Annotated in this window: 19 protein-coding genes; 5 read left to right on the top strand and 14 right to left on the bottom strand. The window is 31.0% G+C overall.

Annotated features, from left to right (window positions below; genetic code table 11):
* The 6 genes from H5J23_RS08765 to H5J23_RS08790 form a co-directional block, all read right to left on the bottom strand.
* On the bottom strand, positions 1-909 hold the full coding sequence (locus H5J23_RS08765; protein WP_185891785.1) for a hypothetical protein: 909 nt from the start codon (positions 907-909) through the stop codon (positions 1-3).
* A 115-nt stretch (positions 910-1,024) separates the two neighbouring features.
* On the bottom strand, positions 1,025-2,533 hold the full coding sequence (gene gltX, locus H5J23_RS08770; RefSeq protein WP_185891787.1) for a glutamate--tRNA ligase: 1,509 nt from the start codon (positions 2,531-2,533) through the stop codon (positions 1,025-1,027).
* A 73-nt stretch (positions 2,534-2,606) separates the two neighbouring features.
* A protein-coding gene (gene prfB, locus H5J23_RS08775; RefSeq protein ID WP_185891789.1) for a peptide chain release factor 2 occupies positions 2,607-3,711 on the bottom strand; the annotation gives its coding sequence in 2 pieces (ribosomal slippage) (positions 2,607-3,638 and positions 3,640-3,711; 1,104 coding nt in all).
* A gap of 19 nt (positions 3,712-3,730) precedes the next feature.
* Positions 3,731-4,150, bottom strand: coding sequence for an NAD(P)H-dependent oxidoreductase subunit E (locus H5J23_RS08780; protein ID WP_185891791.1), 420 nt, complete (start codon positions 4,148-4,150; stop codon positions 3,731-3,733).
* Positions 4,147-4,521: a holo-ACP synthase gene (gene acpS / locus H5J23_RS08785; RefSeq protein ID WP_185892122.1), complete on the bottom strand. Its 375-nt coding sequence runs from the start codon at positions 4,519-4,521 to the stop codon at positions 4,147-4,149. The genes H5J23_RS08780 and acpS overlap by 4 nt, the downstream gene beginning before the upstream one ends.
* A 9-nt stretch (positions 4,522-4,530) precedes the next feature.
* A complete protein-coding gene (locus H5J23_RS08790) occupies positions 4,531-5,289 on the bottom strand; it encodes a TatD family hydrolase (protein WP_185891793.1) in 759 nt (252 codons plus the stop codon).
* 193 nt (positions 5,290-5,482) lie between these two features.
* On the opposite strand from H5J23_RS08790, the gene H5J23_RS08795 reads away from it, so the two are divergent.
* From H5J23_RS08795 to H5J23_RS08815, 5 genes are read left to right on the top strand one after another with little or no spacing between them, the layout of a single operon-like run.
* Positions 5,483-7,090, top strand: coding sequence for a putative manganese-dependent inorganic diphosphatase (locus H5J23_RS08795; protein WP_185891795.1), 1,608 nt, complete (start codon positions 5,483-5,485; stop codon positions 7,088-7,090).
* Between the two features lie 6 nt (positions 7,091-7,096).
* Positions 7,097-8,803, top strand: coding sequence for a YgiQ family radical SAM protein (locus H5J23_RS08800; RefSeq protein ID WP_185891797.1), 1,707 nt, complete (start codon positions 7,097-7,099; stop codon positions 8,801-8,803).
* A gap of 2 nt (positions 8,804-8,805) precedes the next feature.
* Positions 8,806-10,125 (top strand): ribosome biogenesis GTPase Der, encoded by a 1,320-nt coding sequence (gene der / locus H5J23_RS08805; protein WP_023051168.1) that lies wholly within the window; start codon positions 8,806-8,808, stop codon positions 10,123-10,125.
* 11 nt (positions 10,126-10,136) lie between these two features.
* Positions 10,137-10,793, top strand: coding sequence for a response regulator transcription factor (locus tag H5J23_RS08810; protein WP_023051169.1), 657 nt, complete (start codon positions 10,137-10,139; stop codon positions 10,791-10,793).
* Positions 10,774-12,126 carry a HAMP domain-containing sensor histidine kinase gene (locus H5J23_RS08815; protein ID WP_023051170.1) on the top strand — a complete coding sequence of 451 codons (1,353 nt, stop codon included), beginning with the start codon at positions 10,774-10,776 and terminating at the stop codon, positions 12,124-12,126. Before H5J23_RS08810 ends, H5J23_RS08815 begins: the two co-directional genes overlap by 20 nt.
* Before the next feature lie 23 nt (positions 12,127-12,149).
* On the opposite strand, the gene H5J23_RS08820 is transcribed toward H5J23_RS08815, so the two are convergent.
* From H5J23_RS08820 to atpB, 8 genes are read right to left on the bottom strand one after another with little or no spacing between them, the layout of a single operon-like run.
* Positions 12,150-12,557, bottom strand: coding sequence for a F0F1 ATP synthase subunit epsilon (locus H5J23_RS08820; protein ID WP_023051171.1), 408 nt, complete (start codon positions 12,555-12,557; stop codon positions 12,150-12,152).
* Between the two features lie 2 nt (positions 12,558-12,559).
* On the bottom strand, positions 12,560-13,963 hold the full coding sequence (gene atpD / locus H5J23_RS08825; RefSeq protein WP_185891799.1) for a F0F1 ATP synthase subunit beta: 1,404 nt from the start codon (positions 13,961-13,963) through the stop codon (positions 12,560-12,562).
* Positions 13,964-13,982: 19 nt separating this feature from the next.
* Complete coding sequence (atpG, locus tag H5J23_RS08830) at positions 13,983-14,834, bottom strand: ATP synthase F1 subunit gamma (RefSeq protein WP_023051173.1); 852 nt, start codon at positions 14,832-14,834, stop codon at positions 13,983-13,985.
* 14 nt (positions 14,835-14,848) lie between these two features.
* Positions 14,849-16,351 carry a F0F1 ATP synthase subunit alpha gene (gene atpA / locus H5J23_RS08835; RefSeq protein WP_023051174.1) on the bottom strand — a complete coding sequence of 501 codons (1,503 nt, stop codon included), beginning with the start codon at positions 16,349-16,351 and terminating at the stop codon, positions 14,849-14,851.
* Positions 16,352-16,384: 33 nt separating this feature from the next.
* Complete coding sequence (atpH, locus tag H5J23_RS08840) at positions 16,385-16,906, bottom strand: ATP synthase F1 subunit delta (protein ID WP_023051175.1); 522 nt, start codon at positions 16,904-16,906, stop codon at positions 16,385-16,387.
* Complete coding sequence (gene atpF, locus H5J23_RS08845; RefSeq protein ID WP_051364176.1) at positions 16,903-17,409, bottom strand: F0F1 ATP synthase subunit B; 507 nt, start codon at positions 17,407-17,409, stop codon at positions 16,903-16,905. The genes atpH and atpF overlap by 4 nt, the downstream gene beginning before the upstream one ends.
* Before the next feature lie 46 nt (positions 17,410-17,455).
* The gene (gene atpE, locus H5J23_RS08850) at positions 17,456-17,725 is read right to left on the bottom strand and encodes an ATP synthase F0 subunit C (RefSeq protein WP_040407557.1); all 270 of its coding nucleotides are present in this window, start codon (positions 17,723-17,725) and stop codon (positions 17,456-17,458) included.
* Positions 17,726-17,770: 45 nt separating this feature from the next.
* Positions 17,771-18,583: a F0F1 ATP synthase subunit A gene (gene atpB / locus H5J23_RS08855; protein ID WP_023051178.1), complete on the bottom strand. Its 813-nt coding sequence runs from the start codon at positions 18,581-18,583 to the stop codon at positions 17,771-17,773.
* Positions 18,584-18,605 lie beyond the last annotated feature (22 nt).

The raw sequence follows: 18,605 nt of genomic DNA on the forward strand, positions 1-18,605 counted from the left end.
TTAATCTAAAATAGAGACATATTCTTTTAAGCCTCTTAATTCGAAAAGTTTCTTCAAGACTTTTTTAGCTTCCTTCTTATTAATTGGAAACTCATTATCTTCTAAAATTTTAAACCCATTATACGCATTTTCTGATACTTTTTTTAAATACTCTTCTCTTACAACTTCTTCATCCTTCTCACTATAAAGTAATGCTGATCTTAAAAGATTTATTTTTCCACTCTCTTCATCTTCTTCTATATCAAAAAAATCATCTAAAGCTTGTAAAGCCATACCTATTTCAAATATTCCATTTGAATACTCTCTTAGCTTTGAATTTTCTTCAATTACTAATGGAGCTTCTAAACTTATCTTTAATAACTCTCCACCTATTCCACTATGTATTTTTTCTAATATATATTTCTCATTTGGATATTCCAAATACTGAGATTTATCTCTTAAACTTTCACTCATAGCAATAAGATATATTTTATCAAAAATTTTTTTTACTGCGATATCTTTCCCTTCGTTTAATTCTAAACATTCTTTTGTTAAAAAATTTTGACAAATTAACATTATTAAGCTATTTGATACCATCTTATTTTTTAAACTTTTTATAAAAATTAACCCTTTATCTTCATTGTCTATAATATTATCAGTTGATGTCACTATTTGCCTTAAATACGTTATTATTTTACTATAACTAACAATATGCTTTTTTGAAACTTTACTCTCTAAAAGAATTGATATTATTAATAGTGTAAAAAAATTCTTTTTAAATGACTCTTTAAAATTTATATTTTTAAAATCTATTTCTAGTTCCTTTGTAAATTTAAAATTTTTCAAATCACTTTCAATCTCATTTTGTGCTTTTCCTAGAATTTTAAAGGCATTCATTAATAATTTGCCAAGTAAAATATGATTTTTCATAATGCCCTCCTATATTTTCAGTATTTATAAATAACTATATTACTAATTACTTTTTATTTGTATTTTTCTTTTATTTTTTGCTAAAAAAAGTGGAGTTAAAAAACTCCACTATTCATTAAATGTTATATAATTTTTTCATTCTCTCTATTCTTGCTAAAGTTCTATCTCTACCAATAATAGAAACTAGGTTGTAAAGGTCTGCACCTTTTGGAAGTCCTGTTAGTACTGCTCTTAAAGGCATGTATACCTTTCCTGGTCCCTCTCCAACTTCGTCTAAAGTTTCTTTTAATAACTCTTTAGCTCTATCAATAGAAATAGCCTCATCACATGCCGCTATTTTCTCTTGGAATAGGTTTATTGATTTCTTTCCAGTTTCATCTTGAATAACTGTATAAAGTCTTTCAATTCCTTTTACTTCTTTTTTATCTGTTTCCTCAGTTACAACTGGTAAAGTATACTCATCTTTAAAATAAACTTCTGATTGATCTACAATTTCCTTTATAGTTTGAGCTCCCTCTCTTAAGATATCAACTACTCTAGATAAAGTATCAAACTCTTTCTCTGTTAACTCTTCACCAATTAATCCTGCATTTCTAAAGAATGGAACAGCTAATTCTGTTAACTCTTTTAAATCTTTCATTCTCATATGTTGATTATTTACCCAACCTAATTTAACTAAGTCAAATACAGGTCCTCCTAAAGATACTTTGTCTATATCAAAGTTATCTTTAAACTCTTGAAGTGTAAATATTTCTTTATTTTCTCCAAATGAATATCCCATTAATCCTAAGAAGTTTACTATACCCTCTTTTAAGTATCCCTCTTCCCTATACCAGTTTAGTGATACCGGATTTTTTCTCTTAGATATCTTTGTTCTATCAGAGTTTCTAAGAAGTGGCATGTGTATAAATTCTGGCTCCTGCCATCCAAATGCTTTATATAATTGAATATGTTTTGGTGTAGATGCAATCCATTCTTCAGCTCTAATTACGTGAGTAATATTCATTAAGTAATCATCTACAACATTTGCTAAGTGATAAGTTGGGAACCCATCGCCTTTTAATAAAACTTGATCATCTATTTTATTATTTTCAAAAACGATATCTCCTCTTAGTCTATCTTTTATTATTGTTTCTCCCTCATAAGGCATTTTAAGTCTGATTACATACTCTTCACCAGCTGCTAACTTAGCCTCAATTTCCTCTTTAGAAAGAGATCTACAATGACCATCATATCCAGGAGCTTTTCCCATAGCTTTTTGTCTTTCTCTTAACTTTTCTAATCTATCCTGAGTACAGAAGCAGTAATATGCTTCACCTTTTTCAACTAATTTATGTGCGTACTCTCCATATAAGTGGAATCTCTCTGATTGTCTATAAGGTCCTACTGGTCCTCCTACATCTGGACCCTCTGCATAATCTAATCCTAGCCATTTTAAAGCATCGAATATCATTTGCTCTGATCCTTCTGTGTATCTATTTTGGTCAGTATCCTCTATTCTTAATATAAAGTCTCCACCATTTTTATAAGCAAAAGCTAAGTTGAATAACGCAATGTAAGCTGTTCCTACGTGTGGATCTCCTGTTGGAGAAGGCGCGATTCTTGTTCTTACTCTTCTTTCCATTATAATCTCTCCCTTTTTTGTAATTTGTACCCTATATTATAATCCATATAGATAATAATTTCAAGATTACTTACTAGTTTTTATTTTTTGACCATCTCAGGTATCCATTTATAAAGTCGTCAATGTCTCCATCCATAACAGCTCTTATGTTTCCTGACTCTACTCCTGTCCTATGATCCTTAACCATTGTATAAGGTTGGAATACATATGATCTAATTTGATTTCCCCAACCTATATCACTTTGTTCTCCTTGAATTTTTTTCAATTCTTCCTCTTTTTTCTTCATCTCAAGTTCTAAAAGTTTTGATTTTAAAAGTTTCATAGCTGTCTCTCTATTACTCAACTGAGATCTTTCTCTTTGGCAAGTTACAACTACTCCAGTTGGAATATGAGTTATTCTAACTGCTGAGTCAGTCATATTTACGTGCTGACCTCCAGCTCCTGAAGCTCTATATGTGTCTATTCTTAAATCTCCTGAATCTATTGTTATCTCTACTGTATCGTCAACTTCTGGCATTATATCAACAGATGCAAATGATGTATGTCTTTTTTTATTAGCATCAAAAGGTGATATTCTTACAAGTCTATGAACTCCCTTTTCTCCTTTTAAATACCCATATGCTCTTGTTCCTTCAACTAAAAGAGTGATTGATTTTATTCCAACAGAATCTCCTGCCATGTAATCCATCTCTGTAACTTTAAATCCTCTAGTATTAAACCATCTCATATACATTCTATAAAGCATATCAGCCCAATCACAAGCCTCTGTTCCTCCTGCTCCTGAGTGAATTGTAACTATAGCGTTATTGCTATCATACTCTCCATCTAAAAGCATCTTAGTGTCAAAATTATCAATCATATGCATAAGTTTATTATGTTTTTCCTCTAACTCATCAGCAAAATCTTCTTCTCCCATAGAAACAAAGTCTATTAAAACTTCCTCATCAAAAAACATATTCTCTATAGATTCAAACTCTTTTACAATATCTTTTTCTTCATTCATCTCTTTTATTATTTTTCCACTAGTAAGTTTATCGTTCCAAAATCCATCCTCTAGTGTTTTTTTCTCTAAAGTGGCAATCTTTTCTCTTCTACCATCTAAGTCAAAGAGACCCCCTTATAGCATCTATTTGATTTTTAAACTGGTTATATTCTCTTTTTAATTCCAAAATATCCATTAAAAACTCCTCCTAATATTTACTTTAAATTTAATAATAATTTTTCTAATTCTTCTAATGTTTTATACGAATAATACTCCTCATTAATCTTTAGAGCACTACCCTTTCCACATCTTCCTAAACAGTGTCTTTCCTCTATTGGAAAATCAACTTCTGATTTTAATTCTGCTAGTTTCTCCTTTAAACCAGGTTGAATACAATTTCTTCCTGTACAAATTTGAACATAGTTTTTAGTTCTTGCCTTTTGTAACTTAGGATAAAATTTTATTGTACTTTCTAATGAAAATGGAAAAATATCCATTTTTTTAGCTATATAATTCAAAACTTCATCTGGTAAATATCCTAACTCATCTACAACAAAAGATAAAACCTTATAATCATTTTTTTTATCTTCTAAATTTTCTATAAAATTATCTAATTCTTGATAAAACTCTTTCATTTTACCTCTCTTTCCATTATTATCGCAACAGCTGTTGCATACTTTTTACAATGAGATATTGATATATCCACTATAAATCTATCATTTTTATTTTCTAAATTACCTTTTAAAGTTACCTCAGGTTTTCCTAAAGAGTTATTTAAAATCTCTATATCTACAAGATTAAATCCTCTTACTCCAGTTCCTAAAGCTTTAGATATAGCTTCTTTAGCCGAAAATCTTCCTGCATAACTTTCTGCTTTATCTCCTTTTTCCTGTATTTGGGCTATCTCCTTTGATGTAAAGACTCTCTCTTTAAAACCATTTTTTCCAATAGCTTTTGATATTCTTTCTATTTCTACAATATCATTTCCTATTCCTATAAATTTCATAGCCATATTCTAACCTATTCTATATAGCTTCTTAGCATTTTCTGTAGTTATTTTTGTAACATCTTCAACACTAATCTCTTTTATTTCAGCTATTTTCTTTGCTACATATTCAACATAAATAGGTTCATTTCTTTTTCCTCTGAAAGGCTCTGGAGTTAAATATGGACAATCAGTTTCAATAACTATTCTATCTAAAGGAATATCTTTTACAACTTCAACTGCTTTTTTACTATTTTTAAAAGTTAAAGTTCCACCAATTCCTAAGTAAAATCTATCAACTAATTGCTTTGCTGTTTCTAAAGACCCTGGATAACAGTGAATAACTCCAGTTATATTTGGATACTCTTTTAAAATGTTAACAGTATCTTCCATAGCATCTCTTGTATGAATAACAACTGGTTTATTTAATCTTTCTGCAAGCTCTAGTTGTTTTTTGAATCTCTCTTGTTGAACCTCTTTAGGTTCTGTCATCCAATGATAATCTAATCCTATCTCACCAATGGCTACAACCTTTGGATTTTTTCCTAGGAGTTCAAGTTCTTTTTCAACCTCTTCATCATACTCAGCTATATCAATTGGATGAACTCCTATTACAGCGTATATAAAATCATATTTTTTGGCTAACTCTAAGCTTTTTTTAGAACTAGCTAAGTCATATCCTATATTTACACAAAACTCTAAATTTTCTTTTATTCTTTCTATTATTTCTAATCTATCTTCATCGAATTTTTCATTGTCTAAATGACAATGTGTATCCACTAATTTCATAACTTCACCTCTTTTGAATTTTCAAAAAACTTTTAATATATTTTATCACAATAACAGTATATTTTCCAGATTCTACTACACTCTATTTAATATTTATGTTTTTTTATAAGAAAAGTAAAGATTTTGTTGTTCTATTTTCAAAAAAATGATAGAATAATAAATAGACTTATAAAGAAAAAGGAGAGTATTTTACATGGAACCAATTTTAATTTTTGGACACAGAAATCCAGATACAGATTCAATCTGTTCAGCTATTTCATTAGCTAGACTAAAAGAATTAAAAGGAGAATTTGCTCAAGCTTGTAGATTAGGAAACATTAGTAAGGAAACTGAATTTGTTTTAAAAAGCTTTAATATAGATGCACCAAAACTACTTTCAACGGTAAGTGCTCAAATATCAGATTTAACTCGTGTTGAAAAGAAAACTATTAATCATAAAGATTCATTAAAAAGAGCTTTAGAGATAATGACAGAAGAGAATTTCTCTAGTTTACCTGTTGTTAATAGTAAGAATCACCTAAGAGGAATGATTCATGTTTCAGATATTGCTAATGCTTACTTAAACATTGATTATTCTGAATTATTTTCTAAATACTACACAACTTATGAAAATTTAAAAGATGTTTTAGAAGGAGAAGTTATCAGTGGAGAATATCCTTCTGGTAAAATAGAAGCTAGCTTAAAAGGTGTAAGTGAGTATAGAAACATCGCAGCTGGTGATATCGTTATTACTACGACATTACTTGACTCTATCGATGATTTAATTGATTTAGGTGTTAATATGATTATTCTTTGTTGTGATAAAGATGATGTTATTTTACCTAGAGATTCTAAAACTCCTATTTTAAGAGTTAATAAATCTTTATTTAAAACAATACCATTAATATCTCAATCAGTTTCAATTTTATCAATAATGAATCATGAGAAATTCTATTCATTCTCTACAGATGATTATTTAATTGATATTAAAGATATTATGAAAGAATCTACACAAACAAACTTCCCAGTTGTTGATAAAAATGGAGAAGTTTATGGTACTATAAGAACAAAAAACTTAATCAACTTTACTAGAAAAAATGTTGTTTTAGTTGATCATAATGAAGCTGCTCAATCAGTTGCTGGTTTAAAGGATGCTAAAATAATTCAAGTTGTTGATCACCACAAGTTCGGAAACTTTGAAACAAACGAACCTGTTAAAATAAATGCTGAAACTGTTGGATGTACTTGTACAATTATTTATGGTTTATATAAAGAAGCTGGTATTGTACCACCAAAAGAGATTGCTGGCTTAATGTTAAGTGCTATTTTATCTGATACACTACTATTTAAATCACCTACTTGTACAGAAAAAGATATCCAAGTTGTAAAAGAACTAGCTGCTATATCTGGTATAGAAAACTATGAGGCTTTCGGTATGGATATGCTTATTGCTGGTACGTCTCTTTCTGATAAAACTCCTGAAGAGATTTTAACTATGGATCAAAAAGAGTTTTCTATGAATGGTGTAAAGTTAGCTATTTCTCAAGTTAATACTGTTGACGTTAAAGGTGTATTAGATCAACAAGCTTCTCTTGAAAAAGCAATGGCTGAAACAAATGCTAAAAATGATTATCAATTATCTGTATTAGTTATTACAGATATCGTTAAAGCTGGATCTATGCTACTTGTTGTTGGTGAGCCAACGCTTGTTGAAAGAGGATTCCATACAACTTTAACTAATAATACGGCATGGGTTGATGGTGTTGTATCTAGAAAGAAACAAGTTGTTCCTTTCTTAATGGCTGCTTCTCAAGGAGTGTGATTTTAAATGTTTCTACCTACTACAATGGAAGAGGTTAAAAAATTAGGTTGGGACTCTTTAGATATAATACTTGTATCTGGAGATACCTATTTAGATACTTCTTATAATGGTACTGCTATTATCGGTAAATGGTTAGTTAAGCATGGTTTTAAAGTAGGAGTAATCGCTCAACCAGATATTAATTCTGATAAAGATATAACTAGATTAGGAACTCCCAATTTATATTGGGCAGTTTCTGCTGGTTGTGTAGATTCAATGGTTGCTAACTATACTGCTGTAAAAAAAAGAAGAAAAAGTGACGATTTTACTCCAGGTGGAATTAATAATAAAAGACCTGATAGAGCTACTATTCAGTATACAAATCTAATTCGTCGTTTCTTTAAAAATAGTCCTGTTCCCATTGTATTAGGGGGAATAGAGGCTAGTCTTAGAAGAGTAGTTCATTATGATTACTGGAGTAACTCGTTAAGACGTCCTATTATTTTTGATGCTAAAGCTGATATTCTTTCATATGGTATGGGAGAGAAGTCTATGCTTGAGTTAGCTAATGCATTAAAAAATAAAATAGATTGGAAAAGTATTAGAGGTATAGGTTACATTTCTAAAGAACCTAAAGAAGGATATTTAGCTCTTCCAAGTTTTGAAGAATGTGTTGAAAAAAAAGAAAACTTTGTAAAAGCTTTCGAACTTTTCTATCATAATTGTGATCCTATAACTGCTAAGGGAATTTATCAAAAAAATGCTGATAGATACTTTATTCAAAATCCTCCTTGTGAAAATTTTACTTCTCAAGAGATGGATGATATTTATGGGTTAGATTTTGAAAGAGATGTCCACCCTTATTATAAAAAAGATGGACATGTTAAAGCTCTAGACACTATAAAACACTCTGTTACTACACATAGAGGGTGTTATGGAGAATGTAATTTCTGTGCAATTGCTGTTCATCAAGGAAGAACAGTTATTTCTAGAAGTGAAGACTCTATCGTTAAAGAGGTTACAAATATAGCTAATTCAAAAGGATTTAAAGGAAATATATCGGATGTAGGTGGTCCTACAGCTAATATGTATGGTCTTGAATGTACTAAGAAATTAAATCATGGAGCTTGTTCTCACAAAAGATGTCTTTACCCTGAAACTTGCCCTGCTTTAAAACTTGATCATTCTAGACAAATTTCTCTTTTGAAAAAGTTAAAATCAATAGATAAAATTAAAAAAATATTTATTGCATCTGGAATTAGATATGATATGATTTTAGATGATAACAAATCTGGTGATAGATATCTTGAAGAACTTATCAAAGACCATATTTCAGGACAGATGAAAATTGCTCCTGAACATACAGAGGATAAAATTCTTTCTCTTATGGGAAAACAAGGGAAAAGCATTTTAAAAGAGTTTAAAAATCGTTTTTATGAGTTAAATAAAAAACATGATAAAAAACAGTTTTTAACTTATTATTTAATTGCTGCTCACCCTGGGTGTAACGAAAAAGATATGTTAGATTTAAAAAGATTCGCATCCTCTGAACTAAAAATAAGTCCAGAGCAGGTACAAATTTTTACTCCTACTCCATCAACTTATTCTACACTTATGTATTATACTGAAATGAATCCACTTAACAATAAAAAAATATTTGTTGAAAAGGATAACGGTAAAAAGCAAAAACAAAAAGATATTATCACTCAAACAAATAAAACTAGGAGGTATTAAAATTGAAACCTATTGTTGCAATCGTTGGAAGACCAAATGTTGGAAAATCGACACTATTTAATAAATTGGTTGGAGATAGAGTAGCTATCGTTGATGACCAGCCAGGAGTTACAAGAGATAGACTATATAGAGAAACTGAGTGGGCTGGAAAAGAGTTTGTTCTAGTTGACACTGGAGGACTTGAGCCTAGAAATAATGATTTTATGATGACTAAAATAAAACAGCAAGCTGAAGTTGCTATGAATGAAGCTGATGTTATTTTATTCGTTGTAGATGGAAAAAATGGTTTAAATCCATTAGATGAAGAGGTTGCTTACCTTTTAAGAAAAAAGAAAAAACCTGTTATCCTTTGTGTTAATAAAATTGATAATTTCCAAGCTCAACAAGACGATGTTTATGATTTCTGGGGATTAGGATTTGAGCATTTAATTCCTATTTCAGGAGAGCATAAAGTAAACCTTGGAGATATGCTAGATTTAGTAGTAGATATTATTGATCAAACAGTTGAAGAGTACGAAGAGGAAGAAGGTCTTAAATTAGCTATTATCGGTAGACCAAATGCTGGAAAGTCATCTCTTGTTAATAGATTATCAGGAGAAGAAAGAACTATTGTTAGTAATATAGCTGGTACTACTAGAGATGCTATTGATACGGCTATTGAATTTGATGGTAACAGATACATCCTTATAGATACTGCTGGTATCAGAAGAAAATCTAAAGTTGAGGAAAGTTTAGAGTATTATTCTGTTTTAAGAGCTATCAAAACTATAAAAAGAGCTGATGTATGTATTTGGATGATTGATGGAAGTGAAGGATTAACTGAGCAAGATAAGAGAATTGCTGGTATTGCTTATGAAGAGAAAAAACCAATTATCATAGTTATAAATAAATGGGATACTATTCCAGATAAGAAAAATGACACGATGAAAAAGATGAGAGAAGAGCTTTATGCTGAGTTACCATTCTTATCTTATGCACCAATCGAATTCGTATCAGCTTTAACAGGGCAAAGAACAACTAAGTTATTAGAGCATGCAGAAGCTGTATTTGCTGAATATAACAAGAGAATTTCAACTGGATTATTAAACACTGTTATAAGTGATGCTATTATCATGAATAATCCACCTACAAGAAAAGGTAGAGTAGTTAAAATAAATTATGCTACACAAATCTCTACTGCACCACCTAGATTTGTTCTTTTCTGTAACTACCCTGAGTTAGTTCACTTCTCATATGGTAGATATATCGAAAATAAATTAAGAGAATCTTTTGGATTTGAAGGTACTCCTATTGACGTTATTTTTGAACACAAAAATAGCTAAGGATTTAAATTATGAAGAAAGTTCTTATTGTTGAAGATGAAAAATCTCTTGCTACAGTTATTTCAGATTCTTTAAAAAATGAGGGATTTGAAACTGTTATAACTCATAGAGGTGATGAAGCAATTGATTGTTTTTATAAAGAAAAACCTGATCTTATATTATTAGATATAAATCTTCCTGGTATGAACGGATGGGAGATTTGTAAAAAGTTGAAGGCATTATCTCAAGTACCTATAATTATGGTTACTGCTAGAGATAGTGAATTTGATGAAATTAAAGGACTTGAATTAGGAGCTGATGACTATATAACAAAGCCATTTACTCCTAAGCTTCTCATTATTAAGTTAAAAAAATTATTTAAACTTAGTAATGACACATTTTTTAAAATTGGAGATATCACTTTTGATTTCAATACATTTAAGCTTGATACTCCTGAAGAAAGTAATATTCTTCCTCGAAGAGAGGCGCAACTTTTAGAATTTTTTTTAAGAAATCAAAATATAATTTTTTCTCGTGAAACTTTACTTAATGAAGTTTGGGGATTTGAATTTTTTGGTGATGAAAGAGCAGTAGATACTATTGTAAAACGGTTAAGAAAAAAACTTGGAAGTTGTGATAATTATATTAAAAGTGTAAGAGGAGTTGGTTATGTCTTTAAAACAGATTAATTTCCCAATAAAACTGAACTTCTTTAAAAAACTATTCCTATTAACAATAGGGATAGTTTTTTTAACTATAATTACCAGTTTTATTTTCAACTCTTTTTTCTTAGATAAATTTTATATTTATAGGAAAAAACAAAGTATTATTGAAATTAGAAATAACATCATTAAACTAATTGATGATAGAGATAAACTTGAAAATTACATCTATTTTGCAGAGGATAATTTTGGAGTTAAGATTGATTTAAACTTTATGCAGAATAATCGTTCACATATGAATAACAATAAAAAGATTTATAACTCTTTAAAATTAAATGAATCTACATTTAAAATAGGTGAAGTTGATGGTACATCTGGAGTTATGTTCATTCGTTACTATGAAAAGTTAAACAATGGTTATATGTTAAGTATTAGAAGTTCTATGGCTGTTATTGCAAAACATATTCACGATATTTTTATATTTAATCTTTTTACTGCTTTTTTCTCTTTATTTGTAAGTGGTATTCTTGTATCTATATTTTCTAAAAAAATAAATAGAAATATCATGTACTTAAAAAATAGTGCTAAAAAAATTGCGAGATTAGAATATCCTGATAACATAAAATTGTCTAGTGGTGATGAACTTGAAGAACTTGCTCAAAGTTTAAATGAAATGTCTAAAGAACTATCTTTTGCTATTGAAAATCTAAAACTTTTTGTTTCTAATGCATCTCATGAGCTAAAAACACCTATTTCAGTTCTTTGTTTATATTCTCAAGCATTAGCTAGAGATAATGTTCCTAGTGAACGAAAAAAAGAATATTATAAAACTATGCTTGAAAAATCTTTAGAGATGAGAACTTTAACAGAAAGTTTACTAACCCTTTCTAAAATAAACTCTCCTGATTATAAATTAACAACACAACAAATAAATTTAGAAAATATGATTAAAAGTTCATTAGAACAATTTGATTATATTGAATTTGAAAAAAATATTAATGTTATTACTAATTTTTCAAATATAGAAGTAAATGGTGATTATAATTTATTAAAAATTGCTATAAATAATTTAGTTCAAAATATGTTAAAATATGCACCTGACGAATCCAATGTAGAAATATTTTTAGAGAATGGTACTCTTATTTTTAAGAACATTATCACTACTGAAGTCAATAAAAAAACTACTGATTTATTTGAACCTTTCCAAAGAGGAGAAAATGCTTTAGATAAAAATACTGAGGGAAGTGGCCTTGGATTATCTTTAGTTAAAAAAATTCTAGAGCTACATCGATTTAACTTTGATTTAAAAATCGAAAATAATTATTTTATATTTAAAATCTTGATAAAAAAACCCGATTAGAATTTCTAATCGGGTTTTATTTTTTATAACATTTTTTCTGCTAATTTAACTTTAGTTAATGCTTGAGTTAATGTCTTTTGAACATTAGCGATATCAATATCCTCAGCTATTTTTTCTAATTTTTCTTTAGCAATTTGAGCTTCTTTTCTCGCAGCTTCTAAATCTATATCTTTAACATCCATAGCTTCATCTGCTAAAATTGTTACAACATTATCAGAGATTTCTACAAATCCACCTGAAACATAGTAAAACTTTTCTTGCCCATTATTTCTAACTTTCATCTCTCCAGTAGCTAATCCAGCAACAAAAGGCGAGTGATTAGGTAATATACCCATATCTCCCTCTGTTGTTCTTAGCATAACAAAGTTTACCTCTTCAGATAATATCTTTGATAATGGAGTTACTAGCTCTAGCTTAAAAGAGTTTGCCATAATTACTCAGCTCCCTTCATAAGGTCTCTTCCCTTAGCTATTGCCTCCTCAATTGTTCCAACATAAAGGAATGCTTGTTCAGGAAGAGCATCGTGCTTACCTTCGATAATCTCTTTGAAAGCTCTTATTGTCTCTTTTACTGGAACATATTTCCCTTCCATTCCTGTAAATTGCTCAGCAACTGAGAATGGTTGTGAGAAGAATCTCTCGATTTTTCTTGCTCTAGAAACTGTTTGCTTATCTTCATCAGATAACTCATCCATTCCTAGGATTGCAATGATATCTTGAAGTTCTTTATATCTTTGTAATATCTCTTGAACCTGTCTAGCAACTGTATAGTGCTCATTTCCAACTATTGCTGGATCTAGCGCTTTTGAAGTTGAATCTAGAGGGTCAACTGCTGGATATATTCCTAGAGATGCAATTCTTCTTGAAAGAACTGTTGTAGCATCTAAGTGAGCGAATGTAGTCGCTGGTGCTGGGTCAGTAAGGTCATCCGCTGGTACGTATACAGCTTGAACTGACGTTATTGATCCTGACTTAGTTGATGTAATTCTCTCTTGTAATTTACCCATTTCTGAAGCTAATGTTGGTTGGTATCCAACTGCTGAAGGTATTCTTCCTAGTAAGGCAGAAACTTCCGCTCCAGCTTGAGTAAATCTGAATATGTTATCTATGAATAGAAGAACGTCTTGTCCCTCTTTGTCTCTAAAGTTTTCCGCTACTGTTAGTCCAGTAAGAGCAACTCTTAATCTTGCTCCAGGCGGCTCATTCATCTGTCCATATACTAGAGATGTTTTATCAATAACTCCTGATTCTCTCATCTCATCATATAAGTCTCTTCCTTCTCTTGTTCTTTCTCCAACACCCGCGAATACAGATAATCCTCCGTGTCCTTTTGCAATGTTGTTGATAAGCTCCATTATAAGAACTGTTTTTCCTACTCCAGCTCCTCCAAATAGACCTATTTTTCCACCTTTAATGTATGGTGCAAGAAGGTCAATTACCTTAATTCCAGTTTCGAATATTTCTACTTCTGTTCCTTGCTCATCAAAGTTTGGAGCTTCTCTATGTATAGGTAAATGCTCCTCTGTTGTTACTGGTCCAGCTTCATCAACTGGCTCTCCTAAAACATTTAGAATTCTTCCTAAAACAGCTTTTCCTACTGGAACTGTTATAGCTGATCCTGTATCTATTACTTCCATTCCTCTTTGTAGACCCTCAGTAGCGTCCATTGCTACTGTTCTTACAACGTTATTTCCTAGGTGTTGCTGAACCTCAAGAACTAACTCTTTTCCGTCTTCACCTTTTACTTTTAAAGCGTTGTAAATTCCAGGCAATCTATCATTGAACATAACGTCTACAACAGGACCTATTATTTGGGTAAGGGTACCTTTGTTTTCCACTATTGCCTCCTCATTATTCTTAATTTAACGCTGCTGCTCCTCCAACAATTTCAGATATCTCTTGAGTTATCGATGCTTGTCTTCTTCTATTATATTCTAAAGTTAATCCCTTTATCATATCTTCAGCGTTATCCGTTGCACTTTTCATTGCATTTTTTCTTGCAGAATGCTCACTTGCAGTATTATCTAGTAAAGCTTTATATAACTCTATATTTAAATACTTTGGTAATAGAGATGATAAAATCTCTTCTGGAGACGGCTCAAATATATAAGCTTTATTCTCACTTCCCTCAGCTCTTTCTATAGGAATTAATTTACTTACTGTTAGATCACTTACTAAAGCTGATATAAACTTGTTATATATTACGTACACTTCATCAAAAATGTTGTTATAGTAATATTCAACAATGTTTTCACTAATTTCTTTCGCTTTATCAAACATCGTTTCAGGAATTAGTTGTATATACTCAGCCTTTACATCGTAATTTCTCTTTGCACAGTATTCTTTAGCTTTCTTTCCAACTGCAATTACAGAGACCTGTTTCCCACTATTTTCAGCAATCAATCTTTCTAGTGCTTTTAATGTATTACTGTTGAAACTTCCTGCTAGTCCTCTATCTGAACACATAACAATAACTCCAACTTTTTTTACATCATCTCTACCATCAAAAAGTGGATGTTTTTCACTTTTTACACCAGCTGCAATATTTTGTAATATTTTAGCTATACTTTCTGAATATGGCTTTGATTGAGCTACTATTGTTGAATACTTTTTAAATTTTGTAGTCGAAACAATTTCCATGGCCTTTGTAATTTGGTGAGTAGACTGAACACTTTTTATTCTATTTTTTATCTCTCTAGTTCCAGCCATTTGCCCACCTCTCTTTAATTAAAATTCTTTTTAAATGCTACTATAGCTTCTACAATTTTAGCCTCAAGATCTTTATCTAAGCTTTTCTTCTCAACGATCTCATCTAAAATAGTTGTTGTATTTCTCATTTCAGTAATTAATTCTTTTTCGAATCTTCTTACATCTGCAATAGCGATATCATCTAAGAATCCATTGATTACAGTATAGAATGATACAACTTGCTCTTCAACTGGATAAGGACTGTATTGTGGTTGTTTTAAAACTTCCATAATTCTGTGCCCTCTTTCTAATTGAGCTTTTGTAGCTTTATCTAAATCTGATCCAAACTGTGCAAATGTTAATAACTCTGTATATTGAGCTAATTCTAACTTAACTTTAGCAGCAACTTGTTTCATAGCTTTAATTTGTGCAGATCCTCCAACTCTTGATACAGATATTCCGGCATTGATTGCTGGTCTAAATCCAGAGTTAAATAGTTGTGCATCAAGGAATATCTGTCCATCTGTTATCGAAATAACGTTTGTAGGGATATACGCTGATACGTCTCCTGCTTGAGTTTCGATTATTGGTAGGGCAGTTATTGATCCTCCACCTAATTCATCTGATAATTTTGCAGCTCTCTCAAGTAATCTTGAGTGAAGATAGAATACGTCTCCTGGATAAGCTTCTCTTCCAGGTGGTCTTTTTAATAATAAAGACATTTCTCTATATGCTACCGCATGCTTTGAAAGATCATCGTAAACTATTAAAACTGCTTCACCTTTATCCATGAAGTATTCTCCCATAGCTACTCCTGAATATGGTGCTAAATATTGTAAAGGAGCTGACTCAGAAGCTGTTGCTGCAACAACTATAGTATATTCCATAGCTCCTGCATCTTCTAATCTCTTAACGATCTGAGCAACTGTTGATCTTTTTTGACCTATTGCAACGTAGATACATTTTACTCCTGTATTTTTTTGATTTAAGATTGCGTCAATAGCAACTGCTGTTTTACCAGTTTGTCTATCTCCGATAATAAGCTCTCTTTGTCCTCTACCAATAGGTACCATTCCATCTATTGATTTGATACCTGTTTGTAAAGGCTCAGATACTGGTTTTCTTGAGATAATACCAGAAGCTTTTCTTTCTATCTCCATGTATTTCTCAAATTTTATTTCACCTTTTCCATCAATTGGCTCTCCTAAAGCGTTAACTACTCTTCCTAACAAAGATTCTCCAGCTGGAACTGAGGCAATTCTTCCTGTAGCCTTAACCTCGTCTCCCTCTTTAATCTTTGTATAGTCCCCTAGTATAACTGCTCCAACGTTATCCTCTTCTAGGTTTAGAACCATTCCTGTTATTCCGTTAGGAAACTCTAAAAGCTCTCCCGCTTTTGCACTGCTTAATCCGTAGATTCTAGCGATACCGTCTCCTACTTCTAATACAGAACCTGAAGTTTTGACATCAAGACTCTTTTTGTAATTCTCGATCTCAGTTTTGATTATATTACTTACTTCTTCTGGTCTGATTTTCAACTGATTACACCTCCTAATTTTACAAGTAGTTTTTTATTTTTGTGTTAGAGTTTCTAATTGTCTACGGATACTTCCGTCTGTTACCTCATCACCTATTTTGATAATTCCTCCACCTATTAGAGATTTATCCACATTAACTACTAGCTTTATCTTTTTACCTGTTTTATTTTCAAGATTTTTAGAAAGTTTCTCTTTTTGCTCATCGCTTAAAGCAACTGCAAATGTAGCTTCCACATCTAAAATTTGATTTTTTGCATAATCTAACTTAACATACTCTGCTACAATCTCTCTAATTTGTGCAATTCTTCCTTTTTCTAAAATATAGAAAAGAATTTCTACTCCTTCATTAGAGTCTGAGAAAATTTTCTTTAAAGTTTCTTTTTTCTCACTCTCTTTAATTAGAGGATGAGTTATAAAGTTTCTAAAATCAACATCTGTTTTATAAAGCTCCATAGTCGCATTTAATACATCATATATTGATTTAACTTCATTTTTTTGCACAGCAACTTCATATATTGCTTCTGCATATCTTTTACCAATTTGGTTTCCTATCATTTTACTCCCCCTACCTCATCTATAAATTTGTCAGCTAGGGCAGCTTCTAAATCAGAGTTTAAATTCTCTTTTATTATCTTCTCAGCTAATGTTACTGCTAATTGGTTCATTTCAACCTCTAGCTCTTTCTTAGCTGCATGTTTCATCTTTTGAATTTCTAGCTCTGCTGATTTAAGCATTTTGTCTCTTTGAACAGTCGCTTCAGAAATGATAATCTCTTTTCTTTCATCAGCTTTTTTCTCTGCTAATTGAACTATTTTTGTAGCTTCATCTTTAGCATCTTTTAATATTTTTTGAGCTTCTTTATTTTTTAATGCAGCATCCTCGTTGTTCTTTTGAGCTTCTGAGAATTCAGCTGCAATCTTCTCTTTTCTTGTATCCATTAACTTCATTAATGGAGCTTTAAAGTATTTATTAAATATAAACACTAAAATGAAGAAGTTTATTATTTGCCAAAACATGTTAATATCTATCGATACTGCAGGCATATTTGTTGGTGCCAAGTCTTCTACCTCCTTCCTAAAAGTATTTGATGTATTTTATAAAAAATTATCCTAACATTCCTACGAATGGGTTAGCGTATAATAAGATTAGTGCAATTACTAATGAATAGATACCTGTTGACTCTGATACCGCTTGTCCAAGTACCATTGTAGAAATGATATCTCCTTTAGCTTCTGGTTGTCTAGCTACTGCCTCAACTGCTTTACCAGCTGCGTATCCTTGTCCAACTCCTGGTCCTATACCTGCGATCATTCCACATCCTGCTCCTACTGCTGATGCTGCTAATACTATAGTTTTTGCTAACATTAAATCCATAATCATTTACCTCCTAGTTATTTTAAAATTTAATCTTGTTAGTTTTTATTTATCATCGGGACACTCTGCATCCCCTAATGAACCTTGAATATATACCATACTTAGCATTAAGAATACAAAACTTTGTACTACTCCACTAAATATATCAAAATAAAGATGTAACGGTGCTGGAATAACCATTGGTGCCGCTTTATAAATAAGCCCCATTATTACCATTCCCGCAAACATATTTCCAAACAAACGTATAGAAATATTTGTTGGTTTTGCTAGTTCTCCTACTAGATTAATAGGTAACATAAACGGCATTGGCTCTAGTAATCCTTTAAAATATCCTAGTATACCATTTAATTTTATGCTAGTTCCTAAGAATGTAGCTGTAGTTAACATCGCTAATCCAACTGTTGTATTAAGATCTGCTGTCGGTGCTCTAAATGCAGGTGCTATAGCAAACACTCCATCTTCGAAGCTTCCCCAAGGAATTGGTGCAAACATAAGTAAGTTACATCCTAGTATAAATAAAAATAATGTAGCTAGGTATGAGAAATACTTTGCTGTCCATCCTCCTAACATTTGATGAATAATACCATGTAGAAAATCGTAAACTGATTCAGCAGCAACTTGTGCCCTTCCTGGAATCATTTCTAATTTTTTTGTTCCCATTTTAAATAAAAGTGTTAACACTAATATTACAAACCATGTACTTATTACAGTTATTGTAACTGGTAATCCAAACTTTCCATCAGCATATTCCATAGAAAATGGAATTTGATGTAAAAAGTGTGGTAATGGCACGTAAAACATTACTGCAGGTCCTTCTACTAATGGTGGGGTAATAAACTCTATTGGTCCTATTCTCATAAGTTTCGCCTCCTTTCAATAG

This window comes from Cetobacterium sp. 2G large (assembly GCF_014250655.1).
Taxonomy (GTDB): domain Bacteria; phylum Fusobacteriota; class Fusobacteriia; order Fusobacteriales; family Fusobacteriaceae; genus Cetobacterium_A; species Cetobacterium_A somerae.